The 26,137-nt window shown below is 59.8% G+C and carries 19 protein-coding genes; 14 read left to right on the plus strand and 5 right to left on the minus strand.

Annotated elements, in window-relative coordinates; genetic code table 11:
* The first annotated feature begins 246 nt into the window (after positions 1-246).
* The 3 genes from FFV09_RS15720 (at position 247) to FFV09_RS15730 (ending at position 3,565) form a co-directional block, all read left to right on the plus strand.
* Positions 247-1,230: an ABC transporter ATP-binding protein gene (locus tag FFV09_RS15720; RefSeq protein ID WP_141448708.1), complete on the plus strand. Its 984-nt coding sequence runs from the start codon at positions 247-249 to the stop codon at positions 1,228-1,230.
* Positions 1,227-2,744 carry an ABC transporter permease/substrate-binding protein gene (locus FFV09_RS15725; RefSeq protein ID WP_141448709.1) on the plus strand — a complete coding sequence of 506 codons (1,518 nt, stop codon included), beginning with the start codon at positions 1,227-1,229 and terminating at the stop codon, positions 2,742-2,744. The genes FFV09_RS15720 and FFV09_RS15725 overlap by 4 nt, the downstream gene beginning before the upstream one ends.
* 266 nt (positions 2,745-3,010) lie before the next feature.
* Positions 3,011-3,565: an STM3941 family protein gene (locus FFV09_RS15730; protein WP_141448710.1), complete on the plus strand. Its 555-nt coding sequence runs from the start codon at positions 3,011-3,013 to the stop codon at positions 3,563-3,565.
* 849 nt (positions 3,566-4,414) lie between these two features.
* Here the strand turns inward: FFV09_RS15730 and FFV09_RS15735 are convergent.
* Complete coding sequence (locus FFV09_RS15735) at positions 4,415-5,152, minus strand: superoxide dismutase family protein (RefSeq protein ID WP_141448711.1); 738 nt, start codon at positions 5,150-5,152, stop codon at positions 4,415-4,417.
* Positions 5,153-5,432: 280 nt separating this feature from the next.
* Here FFV09_RS15735 and FFV09_RS15740 point away from each other — a divergent pair, with 280 nt between their 5' ends.
* From FFV09_RS15740 to FFV09_RS15780, 9 genes are all read left to right on the plus strand, one after another.
* A complete protein-coding gene (locus FFV09_RS15740) occupies positions 5,433-6,410 on the plus strand; it encodes a sugar ABC transporter substrate-binding protein (protein WP_141448712.1) in 978 nt (325 codons plus the stop codon).
* Positions 6,407-7,873, plus strand: coding sequence for a sensor histidine kinase (locus FFV09_RS15745; RefSeq protein WP_141448713.1), 1,467 nt, complete (start codon positions 6,407-6,409; stop codon positions 7,871-7,873). The genes FFV09_RS15740 and FFV09_RS15745 overlap by 4 nt, the downstream gene beginning before the upstream one ends.
* Positions 7,848-9,401 (plus strand): response regulator, encoded by a 1,554-nt coding sequence (locus FFV09_RS15750; protein ID WP_141448714.1) that lies wholly within the window; start codon positions 7,848-7,850, stop codon positions 9,399-9,401. Before FFV09_RS15745 ends, FFV09_RS15750 begins: the two co-directional genes overlap by 26 nt.
* A 470-nt stretch (positions 9,402-9,871) precedes the next feature.
* Positions 9,872-10,885 (plus strand): sugar ABC transporter substrate-binding protein, encoded by a 1,014-nt coding sequence (locus FFV09_RS15755; protein WP_425472322.1) that lies wholly within the window; start codon positions 9,872-9,874, stop codon positions 10,883-10,885.
* Positions 10,886-12,060: 1,175 nt separating this feature from the next.
* Positions 12,061-13,176 carry a sugar ABC transporter substrate-binding protein gene (locus FFV09_RS15760; RefSeq protein ID WP_141448715.1) on the plus strand — a complete coding sequence of 372 codons (1,116 nt, stop codon included), beginning with the start codon at positions 12,061-12,063 and terminating at the stop codon, positions 13,174-13,176.
* 114 nt (positions 13,177-13,290) lie between these two features.
* Positions 13,291-14,859, plus strand: a complete 1,569-nt coding sequence (locus tag FFV09_RS15765) for a sugar ABC transporter ATP-binding protein (RefSeq protein ID WP_141448716.1) — start codon at positions 13,291-13,293, stop codon at positions 14,857-14,859.
* Positions 14,860-14,888: 29 nt separating this feature from the next.
* On the plus strand, positions 14,889-16,064 hold the full coding sequence (locus tag FFV09_RS15770; protein ID WP_141448717.1) for a sugar ABC transporter permease: 1,176 nt from the start codon (positions 14,889-14,891) through the stop codon (positions 16,062-16,064).
* A 194-nt stretch (positions 16,065-16,258) separates the two neighbouring features.
* Positions 16,259-17,266: a Gfo/Idh/MocA family protein gene (locus FFV09_RS15775; protein ID WP_141448718.1), complete on the plus strand. Its 1,008-nt coding sequence runs from the start codon at positions 16,259-16,261 to the stop codon at positions 17,264-17,266.
* Positions 17,267-17,423: 157 nt separating this feature from the next.
* Positions 17,424-18,536 (plus strand): WG repeat-containing protein, encoded by a 1,113-nt coding sequence (locus tag FFV09_RS15780; protein ID WP_141448719.1) that lies wholly within the window; start codon positions 17,424-17,426, stop codon positions 18,534-18,536.
* A gap of 149 nt (positions 18,537-18,685) precedes the next feature.
* On the opposite strand, the gene FFV09_RS15785 is transcribed toward FFV09_RS15780, so the two are convergent.
* On the minus strand, positions 18,686-19,546 hold the full coding sequence (locus FFV09_RS15785) for a 3'-5' exonuclease (RefSeq protein ID WP_246098358.1): 861 nt from the start codon (positions 19,544-19,546) through the stop codon (positions 18,686-18,688).
* Positions 19,547-19,839: 293 nt separating this feature from the next.
* Here FFV09_RS15785 and FFV09_RS15790 point away from each other — a divergent pair, with 293 nt between their 5' ends.
* Together FFV09_RS15790 and FFV09_RS15795 are read left to right on the plus strand one after the other, a co-directional pair.
* Positions 19,840-21,915, plus strand: coding sequence for a methyl-accepting chemotaxis protein (locus FFV09_RS15790; RefSeq protein ID WP_141448720.1), 2,076 nt, complete (start codon positions 19,840-19,842; stop codon positions 21,913-21,915).
* Positions 21,916-21,988: 73 nt separating this feature from the next.
* Positions 21,989-22,399: a hypothetical protein gene (locus FFV09_RS15795; protein ID WP_141448721.1), complete on the plus strand. Its 411-nt coding sequence runs from the start codon at positions 21,989-21,991 to the stop codon at positions 22,397-22,399.
* A gap of 891 nt (positions 22,400-23,290) precedes the next feature.
* Here FFV09_RS15795 and FFV09_RS15800 read toward each other — a convergent pair.
* From FFV09_RS15800 to FFV09_RS15810, 3 genes are all read right to left on the minus strand, one after another.
* A complete protein-coding gene (locus FFV09_RS15800) occupies positions 23,291-23,977 on the minus strand; it encodes a DUF559 domain-containing protein (RefSeq protein WP_141448722.1) in 687 nt (228 codons plus the stop codon).
* A 393-nt stretch (positions 23,978-24,370) separates the two neighbouring features.
* Complete coding sequence (locus FFV09_RS15805; RefSeq protein ID WP_141448723.1) at positions 24,371-24,742, minus strand: hypothetical protein; 372 nt, start codon at positions 24,740-24,742, stop codon at positions 24,371-24,373.
* Positions 24,743-24,984: 242 nt separating this feature from the next.
* Complete coding sequence (locus tag FFV09_RS15810; RefSeq protein ID WP_141448724.1) at positions 24,985-26,097, minus strand: helix-turn-helix transcriptional regulator; 1,113 nt, start codon at positions 26,095-26,097, stop codon at positions 24,985-24,987.
* Between the last annotated feature and the right edge of the window lie 40 nt (positions 26,098-26,137).

Consider the following 26,137-nt stretch of genomic DNA (forward strand, 5'->3'; position numbering starts at 1 on the left):
GCGCGAAGCAGGCGCCGCAGACACGAACAGCCGCGCGTTCAGGCATGCGAACAGACGCGCGGCCACATGAGGAAGACTCCGGGATGTTTCAGGCCGGAGTCTTTTTTTACATGAACTGATACCAAGCCGTCGCAATCGGGTATTGATAGATGAAGAAGGTGCTTGCTCGATGCTTGCGCGCAAACAACTCGTTTGCCCACGCATTGCCGGGAGCCGAATTCTATGACAATCACCCGGGAGAAAACTATGATCCTATTTGAAGAAGTGAGCAAGGTTTATGGCGACGGACGCAAAGCGGCCGCCGAATTATCTTTTGAAGTGCAAAAAGGCGAATTTTTCGTCCTGATCGGTCCCAGCGGCTGCGGCAAAACGACGGTGCTCAAGATGATCAACCGGCTGATCGAAGCGAGCGAAGGACGCATCGCGATCGACGGACGTTCGATGGACGATTACAAGCTGAACGAACTGCGTTGGAACATCGGTTACGTGCTGCAGCAGATCGCGCTTTTCCCGCATATGACCGTCGCGGAAAACGTGGCGATCGTGCCTGAACTAATGAAGAAACCGAAAGCGGAAATCGACAAGACGATCGATCGGCTGCTGCATATGGTCGGCCTCGATCCGGCCGTCTACCGCGGCAAGCGCCCGTCCGAACTGTCCGGCGGCCAGCAGCAGCGGGTCGGCGTCGTGCGCGCGCTTGCGGCCGATCCCGACATTCTGCTGATGGACGAGCCGTTCAGCGCGCTCGATCCGGTCACGCGGGAGAAACTGCAGAACGACCTGCTGGAACTCCAGCGCACGATCCGCAAGACGATCGTCTTCGTCACGCACGACATGCGCGAAGCGCTCAAGCTGGGTGACCGCATCTGCGTGATGAACGGAGGCCAAATCGTACAGATCGGTACGCCCGACGATATTCTGCATGTGCCCGCGAACGATTTCGTCCGCGAATTTCTGGGCGACGCGGCGGTCGGCGGGTCGGGATACGGCCCGGACGTGCCGCTGACCGCCGAAGACCTGATCGAGCCGATGACGCCCGATCAGCAGTTGGCGACGAACGGCGCGGTCACGATCGGCGCCGATACCCGGCTCGGCGAGCTGCTCTGGCATCTCGCGGCGGAAGAGCGGCTGATCGTGCGCCGGGGCGACGTCGTGATCGGACTGCTCGAACGCGAACGGACGCTCAAGCGGATCGCCCGTGAGATCGAGGAAGGGGGCGGCGCCGAATGAATACGTTCTTCGACGTGTTTGCCCAGCGGCAGGAGCAGCTCTGGACGACGCTTGGCGAGCATATTACGCTGTCGTTCATCTCGCTGCTCATCGCCGCGCTGATCTCCGTTCCGCTCGGCCTGATGCTCGCCAGACGACCGCGCGGCGCGGAAGGCATCATCGGCGTAACCGCCGTCTTGCAGACGATTCCGTCGCTTGCGCTGCTCGGCTTGATGATCCCGCTGCTCGGCATCGGCCGCGTGCCGGCCGTCGTCGCGCTCGTCATCTACGCGCTGCTGCCGATTCTGCGCAATACGTATACCGGCGTACGCGGCGTCGATCCTTCGCTGCTCGAAGCGGCCGACGCGATGGGCATGAATCGCCGGCGCCGCCTGGTCAAGGTCGAGCTGCCGCTCGCGATGCCCGTCATCATGGCCGGTATCCGCACGGCGACCGTGCTGATCATCGGCACGGCAACGCTTGCCGCCCTGATCGGCGGCGGCGGTCTCGGCGAGCTGATCCTGCTCGGGATCGACCGCAACGACACGAACCTGATTCTGCTCGGCGCGATTCCCGCCGCTTTGCTTGCGATCGTGTTCGATCTGGCGCTGCGCTTCCTGCAGAAGCTGTCGCTGAAGCGTTCGCTCGCGGCGCTGGGCGGGTTCGCGTTCGTAATCGCCGCTTTCCTGATCATCCCGCTCGTCGGCCAGTCCAATAAAGCCGATCTGGTCATCGCCGGCAAGCTCGGCGCGGAACCGGAAATCCTGATCAATATGTACAAGGAATTGATCGAACAGGATACCGACCTGGACGTGGAATTGAAGCCGGGCCTCGGCAAGACGTCGTTCGTCTTCGCGGCGCTGCAGAGCGGCGACGTCGACGTGTACCCGGAGTTCACCGGCACGGCGATCAGCGAATTCATGAAGACGACGGCCGTCAGCACCGACGCCGCCGAAGTGTACGCCCAAGCGCGGGACGGCATGAAGAGCCAGTTCAATATGGCCATGCTCGAACCGATGGCGTACAACAACACGTACGCGCTGGCCATGTCGAAAAAGCTGGCCGACCAATACGAAGTGAAGTCGATCTCCGACCTCAAGCCGCTGGAGAACAATCTGGAAGCCGGCTTCACGCTGGAATTTTCCGATCGCGAAGACGGCTATCTGGGCATTCAGAAATTGTACGGCATCGACTTCCATACCGTGTTCACGATGGAACCGAAGCTGCGCTACCAGGCGATCGAGAGCGGCGATATCGACCTGCTCGACGCGTATTCGACCGACAGCGAACTGGCCGAATACGACCTGACCGTGCTCGAAGACGACAAAGGCTTGTTCCCGCCGTATCAGGGCGCGCCGCTCATGCTTCAGAGCACGCTCGACGAGCATCCGGAACTGGCCGACGCGCTGAACGTTCTGGCCGGGCAGATCACGGACGACGAGATGCGCAAGATGAACTACGCGGTCAACGCGGAAGGACGTTCGGCGGAAGAAGTAGCCCGCGAATTCCTGACCGGCAAAGGACTGCTGAAATAAAATCGAGCGGCAGGCTTCGAAGATCCGGTTGCAGAGATCGAACCGAACAGGCGTAACACCGGAATGAACGAACGTTCCTCCGCGGCAAGCTTCGCAAGAAGCGCTGCGGACGGAGCGTTTTTTCGTTGCGGCGGCAAAAAAATGAATCTCTAAAGCGAATAGGCACGTAGAGAAACAGGATTCGAAAAGGCAGGACGATCCTCTTCTGGAAGTCATCTGTATCTGCAAGAGAAGTCCCGTACCTATTCAGGAAGGGAAGTCAGAATATGAACGAAATGATGGGAAGTCTGTCCGAAACGCCGCTGCATTTTTATCACAAACGGGGCAAAGCGCTGCAAATCGCGCTGTTCGGTCTGCTGTTCGTGGTGGCCGGGATGTACCTGACGGTGCTCGGTTTCGGGGAAGGGGAAGACGCGTCCCTGTTCGGCGGCGTGATGGGATTGCTGTCGCTGCTGATGGGCGCAGCCGGATTGGGCTTCGGCGTGAGACGTGCGTTCCGGCTGTCTCCGGTGCTGACGCTGGACGAGAACGGCCTGCACGACCGGGTAGCGGCGGCCAGCGCGGGCTTCGTCGCCTGGAGCGACATCAGCCGAATCGAGCCGTACGCGCTGATGGGCCAGCCGTACATCGGGATCGACCTGTACGATGCCCGCGAATTTTCGGCGCAGCGCAGCGGCTTCATGCGCGGCCTGATGCGAGCCAACCGCGGCCTCGTCTCGATGCCGGTCAACATCCCGATGCAGGGCTTCGGCCGCGAATCCGCCACGATCCTGGCCGAGATCGAAGCGCACTGGATGCGGTACGGACAGACGGGGCGGTAGGCCGGACCGTCCGGCACGCGGGAAAGTAAAAAGGCAGATCAGTCGGCACACGACAAAAGAAAGGCAGATGAACCGGCCGATGTCGGAGTAGAGCGCGGCTGCGATTATCGGCAGCGGCAGGCTGTACGAAAAGTCTCATAGGGAAAATTCCATGTTGAAAAGGCCCCGATTCTCGCGTAGAGAATCGGGGCCTTTTTTGGATTGTTCGATTCCCCCCTCACTGGGCGGGTCGCGCGGCGCGGGACGAGCGATGCGAGCCGCGAGCCGTTCGGACAGCGTGAGCGGAACCAGACAGCCATCAGACAGCCATCGGGCAACCGGACAGCAATCGCCTAACACATCTGCCCTCTGCCATACGTTCTACTATACGTTCCGCGCGAGACGATTCTTTCGAACGCACGAGGGAAATACGCCGAATAAGTGCAGAAGTACAGATAATCCGCACTATTTCGGAGCATATATGAAAATAACTGCGAGAATACACTTAATTGTCTCTTTTTCACCTTACCCAAGCGAAAAAAGAGCAAATAGATGTATTCAGGCAGTTATTCGTAAAATGGCGTCGTTTTGTGGGCAAATAAGAGCTTTTAGACACTTATTTTGAGCGGAAAAGCGGAACGTCTGCCGAAGCGAAGCCGATTAGTTGGAGACGTCACCGGCAGGGCACGAAATGAAGCCCAAAAGTGTAACTTCGGCTCATCTCCGCCAAAGCGCGTCTCCGCTAGATCGCGAAACGCCCCCGAAGCGAAGCCGATCATTTCGGCACGTTCCCGCCAAGGCGCGAAACGAGGCCGAAAATCATTATTTCGGCACATCTCCGCCAAGGCGCGAAACGTCAGCCGAAGATCATTATTTCGGCACGTTTCCGCCCGCGATCCGGTCTCCGGAGTCGCCGGACGGATCGGTTTTCTGGTCGTCCGGGCCGGCGTGGATGATGATCGAGCGGCCGGCGACGGACATGGCGCTGTCCGGCCGGAGGTTGGCGCCTTCGAGGAAAAATTCCTGCACGGCTTTGCCGTTGGCGGCGACGGTCAGGTTTTTCTCGAAGTCGCCGACGTGGGCGCCTTTCGGATTATGATGGCCGTGTTCGTGGCTGGTCGGGTTGAAGTGGCCGAGAGCGGTCGCGAAATCGTTGTTTTTGACCGGCATCTGGTGCACGTGGATACCGTGCGCGCCCGGAGGCAGGCCGGTCAGGCTGACTTTGACGCGGACGCCGCCTTTTTCTTCCGTCAGGTCGACGCTGCCGTGGACTTTGCCGTCGGCGTTTTTGACGATCGTTTTGGCGGAGCCGGTCGAGATCGCCTGGTTCGCCGCGTCCCAGTAGACGGGCACGTCGAGCATATCGCCGACCGCGCGTACCGGCACGTACGTCGTGCCGTCGTAGTTCAGGGCGGCCGGAGACTTCGAGCCGCTGAGGCCGGTCGGCGCCGGAGCCTGCTGGCGTTCGCCGAACGCGAAGAACGAGACGTTCGAGACGACAGCCGACACGGACGTGCCGGCCGCTCCGGCGGTCAGGCCCGAGAACAAGACGGCGCCGCATACGAACGAAGCCGCGAGATGCTTTTTGCCGAGAGGTTTTTTTGCCATGTGAAAGATTCCTCCTTGGAAGTTGGGACCGGACAGGATGTCCGGGCGTTGCTGCTCCTTACCCCTGCGGCAAAACGGCGAAACGCGATGTGTAAACCGTTTCATAGGCTGCTTTGTAAAAAAGTGCTACCCAGACGACGGACGATTTGCTACAGTAGAAAAACTGGATTTGGACTTCTTTCGCGATTTCAGCCTGATTCGGGACGCACTTTTTACACCTTGAGACTGGAAAAAAATGTTATGCTTTAAGTATCCTTACGCAGGGAAGAGGGATGGCGGTTTGCATAAGACGATCAGCCTGGCACTCGGTTCGATCTGTGCCGTGTTTTTATTTTTCACGATGATTTCGGCGATCCGCTTCGTGCAGTCCGCCTGGCAGCCGCCGCAGCCGCAGGATTCGCAGACGGACCGTTACCGGCTCGTGCTTATTACGCAGGATTTGGGGACACCTTTTTGGAACAAGGTCGGTGAAGGAGCGGAAGCCGAAGCGCGGCGGATCGGGGCGAATCTGGAAGTCTGGGGCACGTACGGGGAAGATCGCGAAGATTTTCTCAAGCAGCTTGAGATCGCGATCGACGCCAAAGTGGACGGCATCATCGTGCAGGGCATGGACGAAGACCGGTTCGATAACCTGACGAAGGTCAAAGCGGCTTTTTCCGGGATTCCGATCATTACGGTCGCAAGCGACGTGCCGATGTCCGAAAGCATGCGCAAAACGTACGTCGGTTCCGACGCGTTCGCCGCCGGCCGGATGATCGGGGAACGCCTCGTGAACGATATGGGCGAAACAGGGCGGGTCGTGCTGATCGGCGACGACCGCGAAGAGTACGACCAGCGCCGGCGCCTCGAAGGCGTGCGCGGCGTGCTGGAGCGTTACAAGGACATTCGCGTCGAATACGTCAAGACGTCCGACGACGAAGTGAACGTCTCCGCGGCGACGCAGGACGTGATGAATCGTTTTCCCGATGTAAACGCCTTCATCTCGATCGACGCCAATCTGACCGCCGCTATGGTGCAGGAGATCGGGCGGCGGTCGCAGATCGCTCCGTATCATATTTATTCGTTCGATGACCATCCGACCATTTTGCCGCTGCTGCGCCAGGGCAAGCTGGACGCGATCGTCGAGCAGTCGCCGGGCGAGATGGGCGAGACGGGCGTGCGGATGATGACGCGCTGGCTGAACGGCGAGACGGTTCCGCTGGATGTCGAAGGGTATCTGACCGATATCCGGCTGCTGACGACGGAGGAGGCGCCATGATCGGCATTCAACGCAAAATCTGGACGCTGACCGCCCTCGTCATGTTTATTATGGCTTCGATCTGGATCATGCTGACGTACTACAACCAGAAGACGCAGGATCAATACAACGATATTTTGCAGCGCTATCTGTACATGAACGAAGTGACGACGACGAGCAGCCAGACGGTCAATTCGCTCAATATTTACCTGCTGACGCCGACCGAAGGCAATCTCAGCAGCCTGCGCCGCAGCGAGCAGCAGCTGAAGCAGGCGCGCAGTTCCGTCGGGCGGCTGCGCAACGGGGAGAACGATTTTGCACTCACCAGTTACATGAACCTGATCGACAGCCTGGTCGAGACGACGGACCGTTCGGTCATGTTCAAGTCGGAACGCGAAAACGAGGAGTCGACGCGGGCGTTCGCGGAAGCGACGCGTATCTCCCGCTACATCTCCGAGATGACGCTGCAGCTGATCGATATCGAGCTGAACACGTACGACCGCTTTTACCGCAGCATTATCGAACAGGCCGAAGAACTCAAGAAGCTCGGCATCTGGATTCTGCTCGCGATCACGTTCGGGCTGCTGCTGTTCACGTACTGGTTCTCGCTCAGCATCACGAGGCCGGTCCAGCAGCTCACCAAAGCGGCGCAGGAGCTGGCCAAAGGGCGGTTCGAGCGGCAGATTACGGTCACTTCGCGGGACGAGATTTATTTTCTGGCGACGACGTTCGAACGGATGCGGGTCAATATCAACAACCTGATCCTCGAGATCCGGGAAAAAGCGCGGCTCGAAAGCGAACTTCAGCAGAGCCGCCTGCTGCTGCAGGAGAGTCAGCTGCGCAGTCTGCAGAGCCAGATCAATCCGCATTTTCTGTTCAATATCCTCGATACGCTGTCCAAAAAAGCTTTTCTGGAAGGGGCCGAGGAGACGAGCGACCTGCTGGTGAGCGTGGCCGGGCTGCTGCGCTACAACCTCAAGCGGCTCGACCGGGCGGTGACGCTGTACGACGAAGTGCGCGTCATGCGCCAGTACATGGAGATCCAGTCGGCGCGCTTCACGGAGCGGCTGACGCTCGTGACCGAGATCGACGAGAGCTGCCTGTCGGTGCAGATGCCGGGTCTGACCCTGCAGCCGATCGTGGAAAATGCGGTCATCCACGCGATCGAGCCGTCGGAGAGCGGAGGTACGATTACGGTGACGATTGCGGCGGAAGGCGACGTCGTCACGGTGGAGATCGCGGACGACGGGCCGGGCATGAGCGAAGACAAAATCCGCGGCATTCTCGAAGAACGCGAAATGCAGCCGGAAGGCCATTCGACAGGGATCGGCTTCGGCAACGTCGTGCGGCGGCTGCGGCTGTTCTACGGGGTGACGGACGTGATCGAGATCCGAAGCGGCGAAGACGGCGGCGTGCGGGTCAAGCTCAAATTACCGAAAATAAGGAGAAGCGACACCTATGACAAGATTGCTGATCGTGGATGACGAGCAGGTCGGGCGGGAAGGACTGCAGGCCATTTTGCAAAAAGGATTCCCGGAACTTGAGATTGAACAGGCGAAAAACGGCAGGCTGGCAGTCGAATTGACAGAGACGTTCCGCCCGGACCTGATTCTGATGGATATCAAAATGCCGGGGATGGACGGGCTGGAAGCGACCGAGATCATCGGCGAAAAATATCCCGAGATCAAGATCGTCATGGTCACCGCGTACGATACGTTCGATTATGCCCGCCGGGCGCTCAAGCTCGGGGTCAAAGATTATCTGCTCAAGCCGAGCAAAGCGGGCGAGATCCACAAAACGGTCGGCCGCGTGCTGGAGCAGATCGCGGAAGAGAACGAGAAGCGCGAGCGAAGCCGGCTGCGCGAAGACGCGCTGGAGCGGGTCATGCCCGTGATCGAGACGGACATCGTGACGCAGCTGCTGTTCGACCACGTGCACGAGGTCCATTCGGACGAGCTGGTGGCGTGGCTCGGCGCGGACGGCGGCAGCGAGACGTTCGCGCTGTCGGTGCTCGTGCCGGCGGGAGCCGAAAGCGCCTACGGCGCGATCCGCGACCTCGTGCGGCGCGAAGCGGCCGGTTGGGTCGGCGCTTTGTACGGCCGGCAGATTCCGGTCATCGCGTTCCGCGACCGCAGCCGGTCGTTCCGGGTGCAGGCGTCGGATCTTGCGCGCGGGCTGCTGGACGCGGGGAGCAAACATTCGGGTTCGAGCGACGAATGGTTCGTCGGCGTCGGCAGCGTCTGCGCTTCGCTGTCGCAGGTGCGGCAGTCTTACCGCGAAGCGCTGCTCGCGACGCCCGATCCGAAGCAGCCGGTGCGCTACCGGCTCTATACGGATAAGCCGGAGAGCGGCGGCGCGGATTCCGTGCTCGATTACCCCGACAAGCGCTGGGAGCAGCATTTCTTCGAGCAGATCCGGATCGGCGACTGGGACGGTATCCGCACGGAGACGCTCGATTTCCTGCGCCGCTGCGAGAGCGAAGGCGCGGACCGGCTGCAGGCGCAGCAGCGCGTGCTGGAGCGGCTGTGGGTCGCGCTGCGGGTACTGGCGGAGATGGGCGTGGAGATCGATACGCCGACGTTTTCGTTCCAGGCGCAGGATTACCGCCAGCTGCGCGCCGAGACCGGCGCGATCCTCGACCGGATCAACGAAGCGTACGCGGAGCATTTGGATCGGATCAAGCCCGATACGGTGCGGCGGATCAAGCAGTACATCGCCGAACGCTCGCACGAAGACATTTCGCTCGAATCGATCGGCGAGAAGTTCGAACTGAGCCCTTTTTATATCAGCAAGCTGTTCAAGGAGCAGGTCGGCGTCAACTATATCGACTTCCTGACCCAATGCCGGATCGACAAAGCGAAGAAGCTTATGAGCGACCCGGCCCGCAGCCTCAAGGAAATCACGTTCGAAGTCGGCTACCACGATCCGAACTATTTCAGCAAAGTGTTCAAAAAAACGTGCGACCTCTCGCCGACCGAATACCGCAAAGCGCTGCTGGGCGGTGGGGTATGAGCGGGGAGAGCGCGGGCAGGGTGGTCAGCGCGGGCAGCAGGAAAAGCTTGGAACGAGGCGAACGGACGGCGGGGGAAAGTTCGGAACGAAGCGAACGGATGCCGAAGGAAAGCGGATTTGAGCAGGGACCGGAGAGCGGCCGAGACCGGGACGAACGAGCGGCCGGGAAAAAGAGTGCGGTGCATCGGCGAAGCATGCAGCCGACGGTTCCGGCGGTTCGCCTGCGCCGGATTGCCGCGTTCGCGCTGCTGATGCTGCTCATCGCGCTTGCGGCCTGCTCGGGCGCGCAGGACGCGCCGCCCGCGCGGGCAGGCGGCGAGGCCGTCGCCCCGGCGGCTTCGGCGCAGCCGCAGCCGGCAGAGTCCGGCGCCGCGGCAGACGGCGCGGACAAGGGCGCGGGCAGCGCAGGCGGCCCGGACGATCCGGCGGGCGCCTCGCAAGCTGCGGGCGATCCGGCCGAAGCTTCGGCCGTGCCGGCCGCCGCGGACGGCGACCCGGGGGCGGTCCGGACCGAACCGGACGCCGTAAGCGGCGAGAAGCGCCTCACGATCGGCTTCGCGATGGATACGCTGCTCGAAGAGCGTTGGAAAAAAGATCGCGACCTGTTCGTCGCGGCGGCCGCCAAGCTCGGAGCCGACGTCAAGGTGAAGTCGGCGGCCGGCGACGACGCGAGGCAGGTCGCCCAGGCCGAAGCGATGATCAGCGAAGGCGTCGACGTACTGGTCGTCGTCCCGCACAACGCCGAATCGACCGCCGCCATTGTGAGCAAAGCGCACAAAGCGGGCATCAAAGTGCTGTCCTACGACCGTCTGATCACGAACGCGGACGTCGATCTGTACGTCTCGTTCGACAATGTCGAAGTCGGACGGCTTCAGGCGCAGGCACTCGTCAAGCTTGTGCCCAAAGGCAATTACGTCTATATCGGCGGCGCCGATACCGACAACAATGCGCATCAGTTCAAAGACGGCGCGTTCGAAGTGCTGCAGCCGTTGATCAGCCGCGGCGATATCCGCGTCGTCTACGACCAATGGTCGAAAGACTGGAAGCCGATGCAGGCGCTGGACAATATGCGCGAAGCGCTTCGCGCCAACGGCGCGGACGGCATCGACGCCGTCATCGTCGCCAACGACGCGACGGCCGGCGGCGCCCTGCAGGCGCTTGAGGAATACGGCCTGGCGGGCCGTATTCCGGTCGCGGGCCAGGACGCCGACGTCGCGGCGATGCGCCGCATCGCGGCCGGTACGCAGACGATGACCGTCTACAAGCCGATCGGCCGCCTCGCGGAAGATACGGCGCGGCTGGCCGTCGCGCTCGCGAACGGCGATCCGGCCGGCGCGACCCGCCGCGTCAACAACGGCAAGATCGAAGTGCCGTCGATCCTGCTGTCGCCGATCGCGGTCGACGCCTCCAACCTGGACGAGACGGTGATCGCGGACGGTTTTCATTCGCGGGAAGACGTGTACGGCGCGGCCGGCGGCGAATGAGGCGGACGACCGGCAGCGGGGCTGCGCGGCCGGCGGGCAGGCAGGCGAGGCATACGAGCATACGGGTATTCGCGGCATTCGCGTCAAGTGGGCATGCGCGTCACGTGGGGCATGCGAATAGGCAGGCTTGGCTTGCGAAGGCAGACGCGGGCGCTGCCCAAACGCGGCGACCTGTTTGGACTATAGAGGTAGAGGTAGCGGTAGAGGCAGGCGCAAGTATAGCAGCACGCGCAGGCGTATGAGCGAGGATAACAGCTCGCGCAGACTCATCAGCGAGAGAGACGACAGGCGCACGATATGGACAGGCGGCGGGAACCTTTTACCGCTTGCGTGTCCATACCGCGCCTGTCGTCTCTTTTTTCGAAAAATTCAAGTCAATCAAGTCATCCGAGCAACCTTAGTCACCCCAGTCACCCCAGTCACCCCAGTCACTCAAGGAATAAGTGCTCACATACAGTTATTTCGTAATCTAACCCGTCTTCGAATCAAATAAGTGCGCAAATACACCTAAACCGCTCCTTTTCGATACAAACAGATACCTAACCCCCAAATAAGCGTTCCCTCGCACTTATTTCAATAAAACCACCGGTTTGCGCTTAAATAGTTGTATTCTCGCATTTAATTGCGCCTGAATTGCTCCTGAATTGCTCCTGAATTGCTCTGGATTTATATGAATTGATCTGAATTGATCTAAATTTATCTAAATTGCTCTGAATTCCTCCTGAATTCCTCCTGAATCGCTCCTGAATCGCTCCTGAATTGCTCCTGAATTGCTCCTGAATTTCTCCTGAATCGCTCCTGAATCGCTCCTGAATCGCTCCTGAATTGCTCTGAATTTTGCCTGAATTGCTCTTGAATTGAGCCTGCGCCCTCGCGAGCAGCGGAGTCCCCATCTACCAGCCCCTTTCCCCACCATCCTTTTTCCCCGACAAGCCCTTCCCCCTCAATCTTTCCTCTCAATCCTTCCCTCTCAATCCTTCCTCTCAATCCATCGCCCTCATAACCTCCCTCTCCGCACTTTTTTGCAAGCGCTTACCGTCCGGCCTTAAAAAAGTACAGACAGTCGCAAAAGAGTGCTAATGATAAGCGCTTACACGCATCCCGGGCGGTGCTATATTTGATCTTGCCAGAGGAAATCAACAACACACCAGACAAACCGAAAGGGGTTCGTTCATTTGAAAAAGCAGGTTAAGGGGATTGTGCTTCTGATTGCGGTCGTCGTATTCTCGATCGTAGCCACGGCATGCGGCAACGGCGGAACGTCGGGCAGCGGAGGAAGTGTCAGCGTCGGCATCGTACTCCCGACGAAGGATGAGCCGAGATGGGTGCAGGACGAGCAGCGCTTCAAGGACGCGCTGTCCGGCACGAAGTACACGACCGAAATTTTGTTCAGCCAGGGTTCTTCCGCGAAAGAAAAAGAAAACGTGGAAACGCTGCTCAACAAAGGCATCAAAGTGCTGATCATCTGCCCGCAGGACGGCGACGCCGCAGCGGCAGCGGTAGAAGCGGCCAAAAAAGACGGCGTGACCGTCATCGCTTACGACCGTCTGATCACAAGCACGGACGCCGTCGACTACTACGTCACGTTCGACAGCCTCGCGGTCGGCGCGGCCCAGGCGCAGTACCTGATCGACAATGGCACGGGCAAAGGCCAACCGCTGTATCTGTACGCCGGTGCGGCAACGGACAACAACGCGTTCCTGTTCTTCCAGGGCGCATGGGAAGTGCTTCAGCCTAAAATCGCGGACGGCACGTTCATGATCGCGAACTCGCCGGAAGCCGAGAAACTCAAAGATACCAAAGACCTGTCCCGCGACCAAATGAGCAGCATTATCGGCCAGGTTACAACCAACTGGGATCCGAACGACGCCAAGAACAAAGCGCAGACTCACCTGACGTCCGCCGCCGCCAACATGAAAGGCGACGTTGCCATTCTCGCTCCGAACGACGGCACGGCCCGCTCGATCGCCGACGTGTTCGGTTCCGACAGCGCGGTGACAAACTACGTCATTACCGGCCAGGATGCCGAGCAGGCTTCGATCCAGTACATCATCGACGGCAAGCAGTCCATGACGGTCTTCAAAGACGTACGTACCCTCGTTAAAGACGCAATGGGCATGGCCGTCGAAGTACTGGACAACAAAACGCCGGAGACGACCGGTTCGTACAACAACGGCAACGTGGACGTCAAAGCCAAACAAACCGACGTGATCGTGGTCGACAAAGCCAATCTGCAAAAAGAACTGATCGATTCGGAATATTACAAAGCGGCAGACTTCACGGGACTGTAAGGGTCGGACCTTCTCGAAGGGACGATCGATCACAGCAAACAGCCGGCTGGGATAGGGACGGGGATGCCCCGTTCCTCTTTCCCGGTACACGGGGCAGCAAGGGGTGCGACAGAAATGGGCGGAAATATATTGGATAAAAAAGAACACCGGACAGCCGGAGGCCGGGGCGACAACATTTTGGAGATGAGAGGCATTTCCAAAAACTTTACGGGCGTCAAAGCGCTCTCGGACGTGAACTTTCAAGTCAAACGAGGCGAAATTCACTTTCTGGTCGGCGAAAACGGCGCAGGCAAATCGACGTTGATGAAGGTGTTGAGCGGGGTCTATCCGTACGGCACATACGAGGGCGACATCGTCTACGAAGGCACGGTTCAGCAGTTCGGCAAAATCACGGACAGCGTCAAAACGGGCATCGCGATCATCTATCAGGAGCTTGCTTTGTTCCCGGACCTGAGCGTGTACGAGAATATTTTTGCGGGTAACGAGGTCAAGCGCGGCGGCGTGATCGACTGGAACGAGACGATCATCCAATCGCGCAAAATGCTCGACAAGGTCAAGCTCAACGTCAATCCCGAGACGCTGATCCGCGATCTCGGCGTAGGCAAGCAGCAGTTGGTCGAAATCGCCAAAACGCTCAGCAAAGACGTCAAGCTGCTCATTTTGGACGAACCGACGGCGGCGCTGAACGAGAACGACAGCGAGAATCTGCTGCAGCTGCTGCGCGAGCTGAAGAACCAGGGCATTACGTGCATCATGATCTCGCACAAGCTCAAAGAAGTCATCTCGATCGCCGACAAGGCGACGGTCATTCGCGACGGCAAAACGATCTGCACGCTGGACGCTGCCAAAGGCGAAATTACCGAAGCGCAGATCATCAAGAACATGGTCGGCCGCGATATCGAGGACATCTATCCGAAGCGTCCCGACAAAAAGTTCGGGGAGCACATTCTCGAAGTGAAGAACTGGACCGCTTACGATCCGACGCTTGGCCGCAACCTCGTCAAGAACGTCGACCTCTATGTGAAAAAAGGCGAAATCGTCGGCATCGCGGGCCTCATGGGTTCGGGCCGGACGGAGTTCGCGCTCAGCATTTTCGGCAATCCGAGAAACTACAAGCTGGACGGCGAGCTGTACGTCGACGGCAAACGCAGCAAGTTCAGGCACACGAGCGAAGCGATCAAGGCGGGCATCGCCTACGTGACCGAAGACCGCAAAGGCGACGGGCTGTTCCTGCTGCAGGACATCAAAAGCAACGTCAGCGCGGCGAATCTCAAAGGCATCTCTCCCGGCGGCGTTATCAACGACAACGAAGAAGTCAAAGTCGCCAACGAATACAAAGGTTCGATGAATATCAAAGCCCCTTCGGTGGAACAGATCGTCGGCAACCTGAGCGGCGGCAACCAGCAGAAAGTATCGCTCGGCAAATGGCTGTTCGTCGGCCCGCAGCTGCTCATCCTGGACGAACCGACCCGAGGCATCGACGTCGGCGCCAAGTTCGAAATCTATACCATCATGAACAAACTGATCGCCCAGGGCATGAGCATCATCATGATCTCTTCCGAACTCGGCGAGGTGCTCGGCATGAGCGACCGGATCTACGTCATGGCCGAAGGCCGGATCAAAGGCGAGATCGCGGCCGAAGAAGCCGACCAGGAGAAAATCATGCAGTTTGCGACGCAGTAGCAGTCAACGCCATATAGGAGGGGAAAATCGTGAACTTCTTTCAAGAAGCCAAGTCTTTGCTCAAAGTAAATATTCGCGATTACGGCATGTATATCGCTTTGTTCGTCATCATGCTCGCTTTTACCATTCTGACCGACGGGTTGTTTATCTCTTCCCGGAACATCAGCAACCTGCTCGACGCCACCGGCTATATCGCGGTACTTGCCGTCGGCATGACGCTCGTCATCGTCATCCGGCATATCGACCTTTCGGTCGGCTTTGCCGCCGGCTTCATGGGCGCGATCGCGGCCATCATGCTGTCGCAGCTCGGCGTGCCGGTGTACTTCACCATTCCGATCATCCTGATTCTCGGTATCGTGATCGGCATGTTCAACGGCGTGCTCGTCGCGTCGATCGGCATTCCGGCCTTCGTCTCGTCGCTTGCGGCCATGCTGATCTTCCGCGGCGCGCTGCTTCAAGTGACGGAGAAGACAGGCACGATCATCGTCAAGGACGACACGTTCAACGCGATCGGCAACGGATTCCTGCCTTCGCTCGGACATATCGCCGGCCTGAACGTGCTGTCGATCATCCTCGGCGCGCTGATCATCCTGTATTTCGTCTATGCCGAAATCTCCAAGCGCCGCCAGAAAATCAAGTACAAATTCGAAGTGCCTTCCAACCAGATCTTCGCGATCAAGCTGGTGTTCGTCTCCGCGATCATCGCTTACGTGACCTGGATTCTGGCCGGGTACAACGGCTTCTCCTGGACGGTCGTCATCACGCTGATCGTCGTGGCGGTCTACCACTTCCTGACGACCAAGACCGTGCTCGGACGCCATATCTACGCGGTCGGCAGCAACCCGGAAGCGGCTCACCTGACCGGCATCAACGTCAAGAAAATTACCTACATCGTCTTCGGGTCGATGGGCATGCTGTCCGCGCTGTCGGGCATCATGTACACGGCGCGCCTCCAATCCGCCACGACGACGGCGGGAACGCTGTTCGAGCTTGACGCGATCGCGGCCGCTTACGTCGGCGGCGTGTCCGCGGCGGGCGGCGTCGGCAAAGTCACCGGCTCCATCATCGGCGCCGTCGTTATGGCCTCGCTGTCGAGCGGCATGAACCTGCTCGGCGTCGGCATCTCGTACCAGTACATGATCCGCGGCGGCGTGTTGGCCGCAGCCGTGATCTTCGACGTCATGACGCGCAGAAAAAGAGGCTAAAGCGCCTGTCGCTTTCGCGCTTCTTCCCCGAAGGGGAAGGAGCCGCGAAAGCGATTTTTTGCGTACAAGCACCTCGAAGACCGACTACCTTTTCATTATCCGATCTGGTAAAGTGGAGAAGACGGGCTTTTACATAAGTTCCATGCATGCCCCGGCTATTCCGAAAACGATTTCAATATCAAGGAGGAAATACGATGAGCGAGGCAGCAAACGGTATCATCAAATGGGGCATTTTGGGGACGGGCTGGATCGCCGAGCAGTTTGCGGCCGATCTGAAGCACGCGTCGAACGGCGAACTGTACGCGATCGGATCGCGCACCGAAGAGAGCGCGCGCAAGTTCGCGGACAAGTTCGGCGCGCCGGTCGCGCACGGCAGCTACGAAGCGCTGGCGGCCGACGCCGAAGTCGACGCGATCTACGTGGCGACCCCGCACCCTTTTCATAAAGAGAACGTACTAACCGCTCTGAGCGGCGGCAAAGCGGTCCTGTGCGAGAAGCCGTTCACGGTCAACGCCCATGAACTCGAAGAGCTGATCTCGACCGCGCGCGAGAAGAAGCTGTTCCTCATGGAAGCCATGTGGTCGCGCTTTCTCAAGCCGATCGGGCAGGTACGGCAGTGGCTGTCCGAAGAGAAGATCGGCGAAGTGCGCGTCGTCAAAGCCGAATTCGGCTTCGATGCCGGCTGGAATCCGGAAGGCCGCCTGCTGAACCCGGAACTCGGCGGAGGCGCCCTGCTGGACGCGGGCATCTATCCGGTGTCGTTCGCTTCGATGGTTTTCGGGCCGAATCCGGACAACGTCTGGACGACCGCGCATCTCGGCGAAACGGGCGTGGACGAGCACTTCACGATCCTGCTCGATTACGGCCAGGGCCGCACCGCTTCGCTGCACGGCGGCGTGCGCCTGGAATTCCCGAATGACGCGTACATTCACGGCACGAAGGGATATATCCATATCCCGCAGTTCCTGTTCGCGAAGGAAGCGACGCTGCACGTCTCCGGCCAGGAGCCGGTGACGGTCACGGACGATCGCGAAGACCGCGGCATCAAAGGCTACGCCTACGAAGCCGAAGAAGTGGGCCGCGCCCTGCTGGAAGGCCGCCGCGAGAGCGGAGTCATCTCGCTCGCCGAGTCGATGGGCATCATGCGCCTGCTGGACAATGTGCGCGCGCAGTGGGGACTGAAATACCCGTTCGAGAAATAAAAACGGCGTTCGATTCCGCATGCCTATACGACGCAGCACGCCAAAAGCCGGGTCTTCCGTGAAGAAGACCCGGCTTTCGGTGTTGGTTCGGAGGCAATCGGGGGTAAATAACTTCCATATCCATGATACCGATACATAAGAAAGCGGGGAACAGAAATTGAAAAAATGGACAACAATCGTATTGGCGGCGGCTTTGACGGTGACGGCGGCACCCGTGCTGCCTTCGGCCCACGCGGCGGACAGCCCGACAAGCATCGTGAACGGCACGGCGAAGCCGGTATCGTACGAGCTGCTTGGCGGATTAAGCGACGGCGCCGTCTCGTTCTGGAACAAAAGCACCGACCGCTACGGATTTCTCGATACGAACGGCAAAACGATCGTCACGGCCCAATATAACGAAGTCAAACCGTTTAGCGAAGGACTGGCGGCGGTGCGCAAAGGCATGCTGTGGGGCTTCGTGGACAAAAAAGGCAAAATGGTCGTCAAGCCTCAATACGAGCGCGTCGTGGAAGGCTTCAGCGGCGGATTGGCGGCAGTGAAAAAGACCGGCGGCAAATGGACGTATATCGACAAGACCGGCAGAACCAAGCTCACGGCCGCCTACGACGAAGTGCATGAGTTCAAAGACGGCATGGCCGTCGTCTGGAAACGCAAAGGCGCCTCCTACCTTGGCGGATTTATCGATCTTACAGGCAAAGAAATCGTCAAGCCGCAGTACGCGATGGTCAACGTGTTCAGCGAAGGCTTGGCTCCGGTCATGAAAAACGGCAAGTGGGGCTATATCGACAAAAAAGGCAAAAGCGTCATCAAGCCGCAGTTCGACGGAGCCGCTCCGTTTAGCGAAGGACTGGCCCTTTTCCTGCAAAATGGCAAATACGGCTACGTGAACGCCAAAGGCAAAGTCGTCGTAAAAGCGCAGTATACCGGCGGACAGCCGTTTAGCGAAGGCCGCGCAGCGGTCAAAGTCGGCGGCAGCGCCAACGATCGCACCGGCAAATGGGGCTATATCGGCGTAACCGGCAAGCTCGTCATTCCGGCGCAGTTTACAGACGAGAACGCGGAGATCGGAGCGTTCAAGGAAGGCGTCGCGTTCGTCCAGCGGGCCGATTTCAGCAAAGTGCTGATCGACCGCTTCGGCCGGGTGCTCGTCGATCTGCAAAGCGACGACGTCACCGTCGGGGAATTCCAGAACGGAGCCGCCGTCGTCAACGCGCCGGTCGGCCCGGGCCATTATTACTTCATGCAAAATCCGTTGAAAAGCAAAAAGTAAACCGCTTTGCGCGAACGTCCGATTCCGGGCGTAACACGCACGGTTCCATATCGAAAAAGCCGATCCGCGCGCTTGAGTGTTATCAAGCGCCGGATCGGCTTTTTGTTAGGCGGGCATAGGGCGGCGTGCGCCGGGCCGAAGCCCGGGGATCAGGCTGTCGGTCCGTTGTGCGGATGGGCCGATTCGGAATCGGCGTCCGCCGAAGCGTCGGCGAGCGCACCGCTTGGCTCGGCGGCGGGTTCTTCCGCGCGCGCCGGCATCGGGAATTCCGGCAGGGCGTCGAAGTAGGCGCGCAGCTCGGCTTCTTTGCGCGGATCTTCGAACGCGATCTTGCCGTCCAGGTAATGCTTCATCGCGAGCTCCCAGGTCGGTACGACCCGGCGGGCGGCGAGAGACTTGGCGGCGGCGCGGACGATGCGGCGTTCCTTGGAGTTCGAGAACATGTCCTTGTACTCTTTGGCCAGCGTCAGGTCGAGCTTGTCATAGACGGCCCGGAAAATGTCCGCGGTCATCTTGGCGTCGTCCAGCGCGCGGTGGGCGGCGCCCGATGCTTCGATGCCGAGCATCTCAAGCGCCCCTTCGACGCTGACGTCGTTTTTGAGTCCCTGCGTCAGCAGGAAACCTTTGAGCAGGTCGAGCGAAGGCGTCTGCGTCCAATACGTCTCTTCGAGCTTGTGCATGCGCACGTCCTGCACAATGCGCTTGATATCTTCGCCGCCCCAGACGACGAACGTGATCGGGCCCGGTTTGGCGTCCAGCCATGCGCGGAAATCGGCGATGATTTTCGGGAAGCGGGCAGCGGTGTCGATCGACTCCTGCGGGATGCCCGTCTTTTTCTTGATAAACGAGTTCAGCTTGGCAAAATACACCGGCTTGATAAAAGCTGAAAACGTATCGGTGTCGCGCAGCGAATCGTCCAGTCGGACGGCTCCGATCTCGATCACTTCCATCGGGTGCGGACTGGCGAACTTGCGGCCGTTAAATTCAATATCCAGAACAATATAGTTCAAAGGGTCTGCCTCCATGCTGTCCAAAAAGTAAAATGCGTGTATTCGTATACCTTAGTGTAACAAAAAAATGCCCGGAGCGGGTGCGGATTATGAATCTGCTTTGAGGCGGGTGAAGGTTCGGCGAATTTGCGGAGGAACGGAAGCCGGAAATGAACGGGTTTTCGAATAGGACGGGATGAGAATTGCCAAAAAAGATAAGAGACTTATAAAATGTGTAATTTTTTTGTCGAAAAAGGCCGATAAAGCGCTTGTAGGCACCCAAATGGGCCCGAGTTACGAAAGGGGAATAAATAATGACGACCCAGAACGAGCAGGAGAACAGCCAGAAAAACAGAGGATATGATCGGTTATCGCTCAAGATCAAGCTTCCTTTATTCATTAGTGTGTTGACGGTGGTGGTTCTGCTCGCGTGCAGCAGCGTGATCTACATGTTCGGCGCGGATCTGCTGACCAAAAAAAGCAAGGACGAGATGAACGCGAACGCGGACCGTATCGGCGAAAGCCTGTCGACGACCGTCGATCTCGAAGGGCAGTTGGCCCGGACGCTGTCGGTGTCGCCGGCGCTGCGCGAGCTGTTGGAACTCCGGCAGGCGGGCACGCTGACGGACGACGCGTTTTTCGCTTCGGGCAACGAACTGATGTCGCGCGCCAACGCGATGTTCAAAGAGACGCAGGCCGGTTCGACAGGGATCGAATCGATGATGGTCGCCGATCTCAAGGGCACCGTCGTGGCGGGCAGCAATACGGATTCGCTCAAGGGCGACCGCTCGGACCGCGAATATTTCCAAAAAGTGATGGAGACGGGGACGGCGTTCGTGAGCGACGCGATCGTCTCCAAAACGACCGGCAATCTGATCGTCGTGTTCGCGCAGCCGGTCAAATCGGACGGCGGGCAGATGCTGGGCGTCTCGATCAACACGATTGCCGCCGACTTTTTCGTCAATCAGCTGCAAAATATCCACATTAACGCGGAAGGCTTCATTACCGTCACGAGCCGCGGAGGCACGATCATCTACAGCTCCAAAGATTCGGCGCTGATCGGCCAACCGTACGAAGCGGCCGGGTTCGACCAACTGCTGGGCACCGATACGGGCGGCAAAATCATTCAGGGCAGCGTCGAGAGCGACGAAGCGTATATCCGGTATTCGAAAATCCCGGTCGCCGACTGGGCCGTCATCGTCGAAGATTCGTACGCCGATATCGAGCGTCCGCTCGGCGTGCTGATGCGCAATATGCTGATCGCGCTCGTCGCTTCGATGCTGCTGGCCGTTCTGGTCGGCATCCTGATCTCGCGCAGCATCACGGCGCCGATCGTGCGCCTGACCGGGTTGTTCAAGCAGCTGGCCGGCGGCGATCTGACGGTGCGCGCGGACGGCAAATACCGCAGCGAATTGGCCGATCTGGCGGACAGCTTCAACACGATGGTCGACAGCAACAAGCAGCTGATCGGCCAGATGAACCATTCCATCGAAGTGCTTAACGTTAACACGGGCGATCTGGAGCAGACGTCGCAGAACACGGCGCGCTCGATCGGCGAGACATCGGTAACGACGATGGAAATCGCCAAAGCGATGGAATCGCAATCGCACGATACCGAGCGGATCGTCGGCCGGTTCTACGGCATCGGCGACAAGATCGAGTCGCTCGGCCGCAAGACCGAGACGATTCAAGTCAGCGCCGATTCGATCGGCCGCGTATTCGAAGCGAGCAGCAGCGTCGTGAACAGCCTGATCGAGATCAATTCCAAGAACGAGCGCGAGATCCAGAACATCTCGTCGACGACCGAGATGCTGGCGGACAGCTCGCAGCGGATCGGACAGATCACCGATGCGATCAACCAGATTTCGGCGCAGACGAACCTGCTCGCGCTCAACGCTTCGATCGAAGCGGCGAGAGCCGGCGAACACGGCCGCGGCTTCGCCGTCGTGGCGGACGAGATCCGCAAGCTGGCGCAGCAGTCGGCCGACCAGGCCGGCGAGATCGGCGGCATCATCCGCCAGACGCTGGAGCAGGTCGACAAGAGCAACGAGAGCGTAGGCGCGATTCGCGAGATTTCGTCGACGCAGAACGAATACGTCGACCGGACGCGCCAGGCGTTCGAAGACATTTTGAACAGCGTGACGTCGATCACGAGCCAGATCCGCGACATGTCTGTCGAGTTCAAGTCGATGGAGCGCGACAAAGACGACGTGCTGGAAGCTTCGCAAAGTCTGTCCGCTTCCGGCGAACAGGTATCGGCGTCCGTCGAAGAAGTAACGGCGACCGTGCAGGAGCAGGCCAATATGGTGCATAACCTGGCCGACATGGTGCAGAGCATCGACCGCCTGACCCAGCAGCTCGGCGAAGCGGCCGCGCGTTTCAAGATTTGAGTCCGGATTCGAGGTGCCGAATTCGAGTTATTGGATTTGAGTTATTGGATTTGATTTTTAAGGAGGGATCGTTATGCCGATCACGCCGATCGACCTCACCCCCGGCATTTCCCGCGTGATGCCGGTTCAGCCCGTGCAGCGTTCGGAAGCGGCCGGATTGCGCTTCAAACTGGCCGGCGCGCAGCAGACGGAGCGCCCCGGGCCGCGCCGCAAGTCGGCGCCGGGACGGATCATAAACGTCCAGGAAGACGGCTGGATTCGCCGCTACGGCGTACTCCCCGACGGCACGCGAATTCTGCTCGAAGAAAAGCCCGCGCACGAAGGGCCCGCCCTCGCGCTGCCGCGCGGCGAAGCGCGCATCATTCCCGCTTCGCCCAGCCGCCCCGAGCATGACCCGGAAGACGCCATGAAAGCGAGCGGCGAAAAGCTCAAAGCGCTGCTGTCAGCCCGTCCCCGTTCCGACGGGGCGGGCGAGGCGCTTTGAGGCGCGGACTTGCGCGCCGGGCGAGGGCGGGCGAGGGGAGCGCGGTGCCGCGCGCGCGTCAGTCTTCGGCCGGCCCAGCGAAGCCGAACCGAGCCGTTCCCGGCCGCACATTCTTCGGAATGTGCGGCTTTTTCGTCGTTGCTCCGCGCCCCGCACACCTCGCCGCCGTTTCGCTCCTCCATCAAGGGCTCGGCTCAAACGCCTCAACTCGCTCCACCCGCCGCGCCTCAAACGCCCGTTTCGCCCCGCACACCCCGCTCGAACCTACCCGCTCCGCCCATCCCAATCGTTCCGCCGCCTGAGCGCTCCGAGTGCCCGCTTTTCCACTCTTAACCGGACTCCCCCAGCGCTTCCAAGCAAAATAACTGCGACAAAGCATCTATTTCGCGCAAAACGCCAACTTTTAAGCAAATAACTGCGACACGACAACTAATCGTTCGTTTCAGCCCTCAACCGATCCAAATCACACTAATTAACTGCTCTCACGCACTTATTTCGCTTCAGCGTCCGTCGTGTGCAAAATAACTGTCTTCAGGACGTTATTTTGCGCAAAACAAAAATGACCTGCCTATCGTTCAGCGTTCGCCATTCACCGTTCCCCATAAACGCAGCGGCAGCGCATCGTTCCTGTCTCGCGCCTTGCCCTCAACGTCTGCGCCTCGTCTTCGCCAACCGCTATGCCTTGCCCTCAACGTCTGCGCCTCGTCTTCGCCAACCGCTATGCCTTGCCCTCAACGTCTGCGCCTCGTTTTCGCCAACCGCTATGCCTCGCCTTCAACGTCTGCGCCTCGTTTTCGCCAACCGCTATGCCTCGCCTTCAACGTCTGCGCCTCGTCCCCACCAATCGCCGCGCCATCCGCGCCACCACACGCACCGCTGCCCGCTCCCGCCTCACAAATACCCTGACTCCGCGTTTATCAGCGCATAACGCACAATCCGCTTGTTCTGCGTGCCGGATTCGCCGACAAACACTTTGCGCTCGCACAGCGCATGCAGCAGTCCGGCCGCCCTACGGTAGCCGATGCCGAGATGCTCGCACACGTCGATCGGCCGGATCGGGCGTCCGAGCGTGCAGGCGAGCCGTACGATTTCGCGTTCCGCGCCGGAACACGGACGGCCCGGCGCGGCCTCGTCCGCCTGATGGCGTCCCAGCACCATTCGCAGCAGCGTCAGGCACAGCTGCGGCCGCTGGGCCACGTCGTCGTAGGCAAAAGGAATCAGCTGAAAGCCCACCGCGTTCAAAAACGTCTCCCGATTCAGCTCGCGGCAAAATTTCCGGCGGTCCATGTCCTGTACGTGGGGACCGAAGCCTTTGATCTCGATGACCAGTTTGACCTGCGGCGTCATCCAGACGAAATCGCAGAAATACGACAGCCCGCGCCAGTCCGTCACTTCGTATTCGGGATGCAGTTGGTCGAAGTTTTGCCGCAGCGGCCACCAGACGTTTTGACAAAACAGCTTTTCGGCTTCGCGATGTCCGCGCCGCAGCCGGTCCCGGCGTTCGCCGGTTCGCCTGCTCAGATGCTCGTCGAGGAAGAGAGCATGCGCCGATTCGAATAGAACGGTCGTAGGTTTCATGGATAGCCTCCTTGGGCATGATGGGATGTACGCAAAAAACGCCCCGGCTCGCATCCTCAAGTGGAAGAGGAGAGAGCGGGACGTGCTTCGTCGCCGTGGTATCGGGAATCGGCAGGCTGTCCGCGTGGAACGTTCATATGCCGAGACAATCCGATTGTCGCAAAATTATAAGTTATCGCCATTGTAAAACGAACAGCGAACCAAATCCAGACTTGCGGAAAAATTTTACGAAAAAATAGAACGAACGGCCGACGCGTACCCGATCATAGGCTGTCCGCCCGCCTGCTCTGCGATCCCGCTTATCCGTCCCCCGACCCCAATTCCCGGCCGCATTTCATACCCGCTCATAGCCGCCTTTCATACCCGCTCGCAGCCGCGCTTCATACCCGTATTTCACGGCTGCGCTTCGCCGGACGCGGGCTTGATCACGTCCAATTCGGCTTCGATAAGCCCGGACTTGTCCGGTTTTTTGCCGGCTTTGTGCGAAAAGTCGGTCAAATACAGTCCGCCCGGCTGGATCAGGTTCCAGGCATTGGCGTCTTCGACCCGGATTTTCCACGTTTCGCTCTCCGCGTTCCGGGAATCGGCGGCGTTATACGCTGTGATCCACGTCTTGCCGTCCTCCGTAATTTTGTCCCTGACCGTCAGGAGGGCGGTGGTATGGCTCTGACCCGCTCCGCAGGCCGTAAGCGCTACCGCGCACGCCGCGATAATGGCGAATCCCGAACTTTTTACTCTTTTTCCCGCACGCAATATATGCAACATCCGATCGCCCCTTTCTGCATAAGCCTTCCTTTTACAGATGAATCTTGCCTCGATCCGCGAGCCTCGATCCGTCTGTCTTGACCCGCTAATCTTGATCCGCTCGCTCTAATCCGCTTGCCCCGGTCCGCTGCCACATTCGCATCGACATCCGCATTCGTCCACGAAATCCACCTGTCGCTGCCTGTTCTTGCTCCGACCCCCGACCCATCACCATTCCTTCAACAACCCGCGCCCACCGCCCGCTACCCGCGTCCCTCGGCTTTGCGATTCGCTTCCGCGTACCGTCCCGGCGAGGTGTTCTTGAATTTTCGGAACACTCTTGCAAAATACCCGGCATCGCCGTATCCGACGCTGCGCGCGATCTCCTGCACCGTATGGCCGCCGCTTCGCAGCAGCGCTTCGGCTTCCTGGATGCGCAGCATGTTGACGTATTCCGTCAGCGTGCGGCCGGTGGAGCGTTTGAACACGTGGCAAAAATACGTCGGCGTCACGCAGCACAATCCCGCTGCCGCGGCGACGTCGATCGGCTCGCGGAAGCGTTCGCTGAGATGCAGCAGCAGGGGATAGACGACGCTGTCCGCGCCCGCCCCGCTTCGGGTGCCGCGGACGCTCTCGAAGCGGCCAGAGCCGCCGCTCCCCGCCGCTCCGGAGAAGCCCGGCCCGTCTGCCCGGGCCGACGCCCGCAGGGCCAGGCCGAGGGCGGCCAGCAGCGCGGCTTTGACGAGCAGCTCGTAGCCGGGCTCGGCCGCCCGATGCTCCGATACGACGCCGAGCAGTTGGCGGCGCAGCTTCGCGGCGGCTTCCCGGGCGTAAAAAGAACGCAGGGCAAGCCGCCCTTCGAGCAGGGGACGCACGTAACGCGTCTCCGTATGGTCGAGCGCGTGGTTGCGCAGCAGCGCCTCGCCGAACACGAGCGCGTGCAGTCGGCTGCCCGCTTCGAGCGGGAACGCCGCATGCAGCTGTTTCGCGTTCACGAACGCGCAGTCGCCCGCCGCCAGCTCGCGCAGCTGGCTGCCGACCTGTACGCTGAACCGTCCGCTTGCGACGACGATCCATTCCAGATGCTCGTGCCAATGCGGCGGAATACAGAACATGTCCGGGTCCGATTCTTGAATCCGGAACACGTTCAGCGGAAAAGTGCGATCCGGGATCACCGTATGCTCGCGCCGCCAGCCGTCCTTTTCCGCCTGCGCCGAACCATCCGTCTGCGCCGAACCGTCCGTCTCCGCCGAACCATCCGCCTGCACCGCTCCGTCCGCCGGCGCCGAACTGCCCGCCTCCACCGAACCGTCCGTCCCCGCCACCCCGTCCGCCCAATCCGCCCCGCCACCCTCTTTTCCAAGCGTTCCCGCCATCGTCCATGCCTCCTTGTCCGGTCCGACCGGCCCGGCCGCT

Source organism: Saccharibacillus brassicae (assembly GCF_006542275.1).
In the GTDB taxonomy this organism is placed as follows: domain Bacteria; phylum Bacillota; class Bacilli; order Paenibacillales; family Paenibacillaceae; genus Saccharibacillus; species Saccharibacillus brassicae.

Bases quoted from the DNA above. Each gene is read 5' to 3' on its own strand.
- FFV09_RS15720 (WP_141448708.1), top strand. From the start codon at position 247: ATGATCCTATTTGAAGAAGTGAGCAAGGTTTATGGCGACGGACGCAAA.
- FFV09_RS15725 (WP_141448709.1), top strand. From the start codon at position 1,227: ATGAATACGTTCTTCGACGTGTTTGCCCAGCGGCAGGAGCAGCTCTGG.
- FFV09_RS15730 (WP_141448710.1), top strand. From the start codon at position 3,011: ATGAACGAAATGATGGGAAGTCTGTCCGAAACGCCGCTGCATTTTTAT.
- FFV09_RS15735 (WP_141448711.1), bottom strand. From the start codon at position 5,152: ATGGCAAAAAAACCTCTCGGCAAAAAGCATCTCGCGGCTTCGTTCGTA.
- FFV09_RS15745 (WP_141448713.1), top strand. From the start codon at position 6,407: ATGATCGGCATTCAACGCAAAATCTGGACGCTGACCGCCCTCGTCATG.
- FFV09_RS15750 (WP_141448714.1), top strand. From the start codon at position 7,848: ATGACAAGATTGCTGATCGTGGATGACGAGCAGGTCGGGCGGGAAGGA.
- FFV09_RS15765 (WP_141448716.1), top strand. From the start codon at position 13,291: ATGGGCGGAAATATATTGGATAAAAAAGAACACCGGACAGCCGGAGGC.
- FFV09_RS15775 (WP_141448718.1), top strand. From the start codon at position 16,259: ATGAGCGAGGCAGCAAACGGTATCATCAAATGGGGCATTTTGGGGACG.
- FFV09_RS15790 (WP_141448720.1), top strand. From the start codon at position 19,840: ATGACGACCCAGAACGAGCAGGAGAACAGCCAGAAAAACAGAGGATAT.
- FFV09_RS15795 (WP_141448721.1), top strand. From the start codon at position 21,989: ATGCCGATCACGCCGATCGACCTCACCCCCGGCATTTCCCGCGTGATG.
- FFV09_RS15800 (WP_141448722.1), bottom strand. From the start codon at position 23,977: ATGAAACCTACGACCGTTCTATTCGAATCGGCGCATGCTCTCTTCCTC.
- FFV09_RS15805 (WP_141448723.1), bottom strand. From the start codon at position 24,742: ATGTTGCATATATTGCGTGCGGGAAAAAGAGTAAAAAGTTCGGGATTC.
- FFV09_RS15810 (WP_141448724.1), bottom strand. From the start codon at position 26,097: ATGGCGGGAACGCTTGGAAAAGAGGGTGGCGGGGCGGATTGGGCGGAC.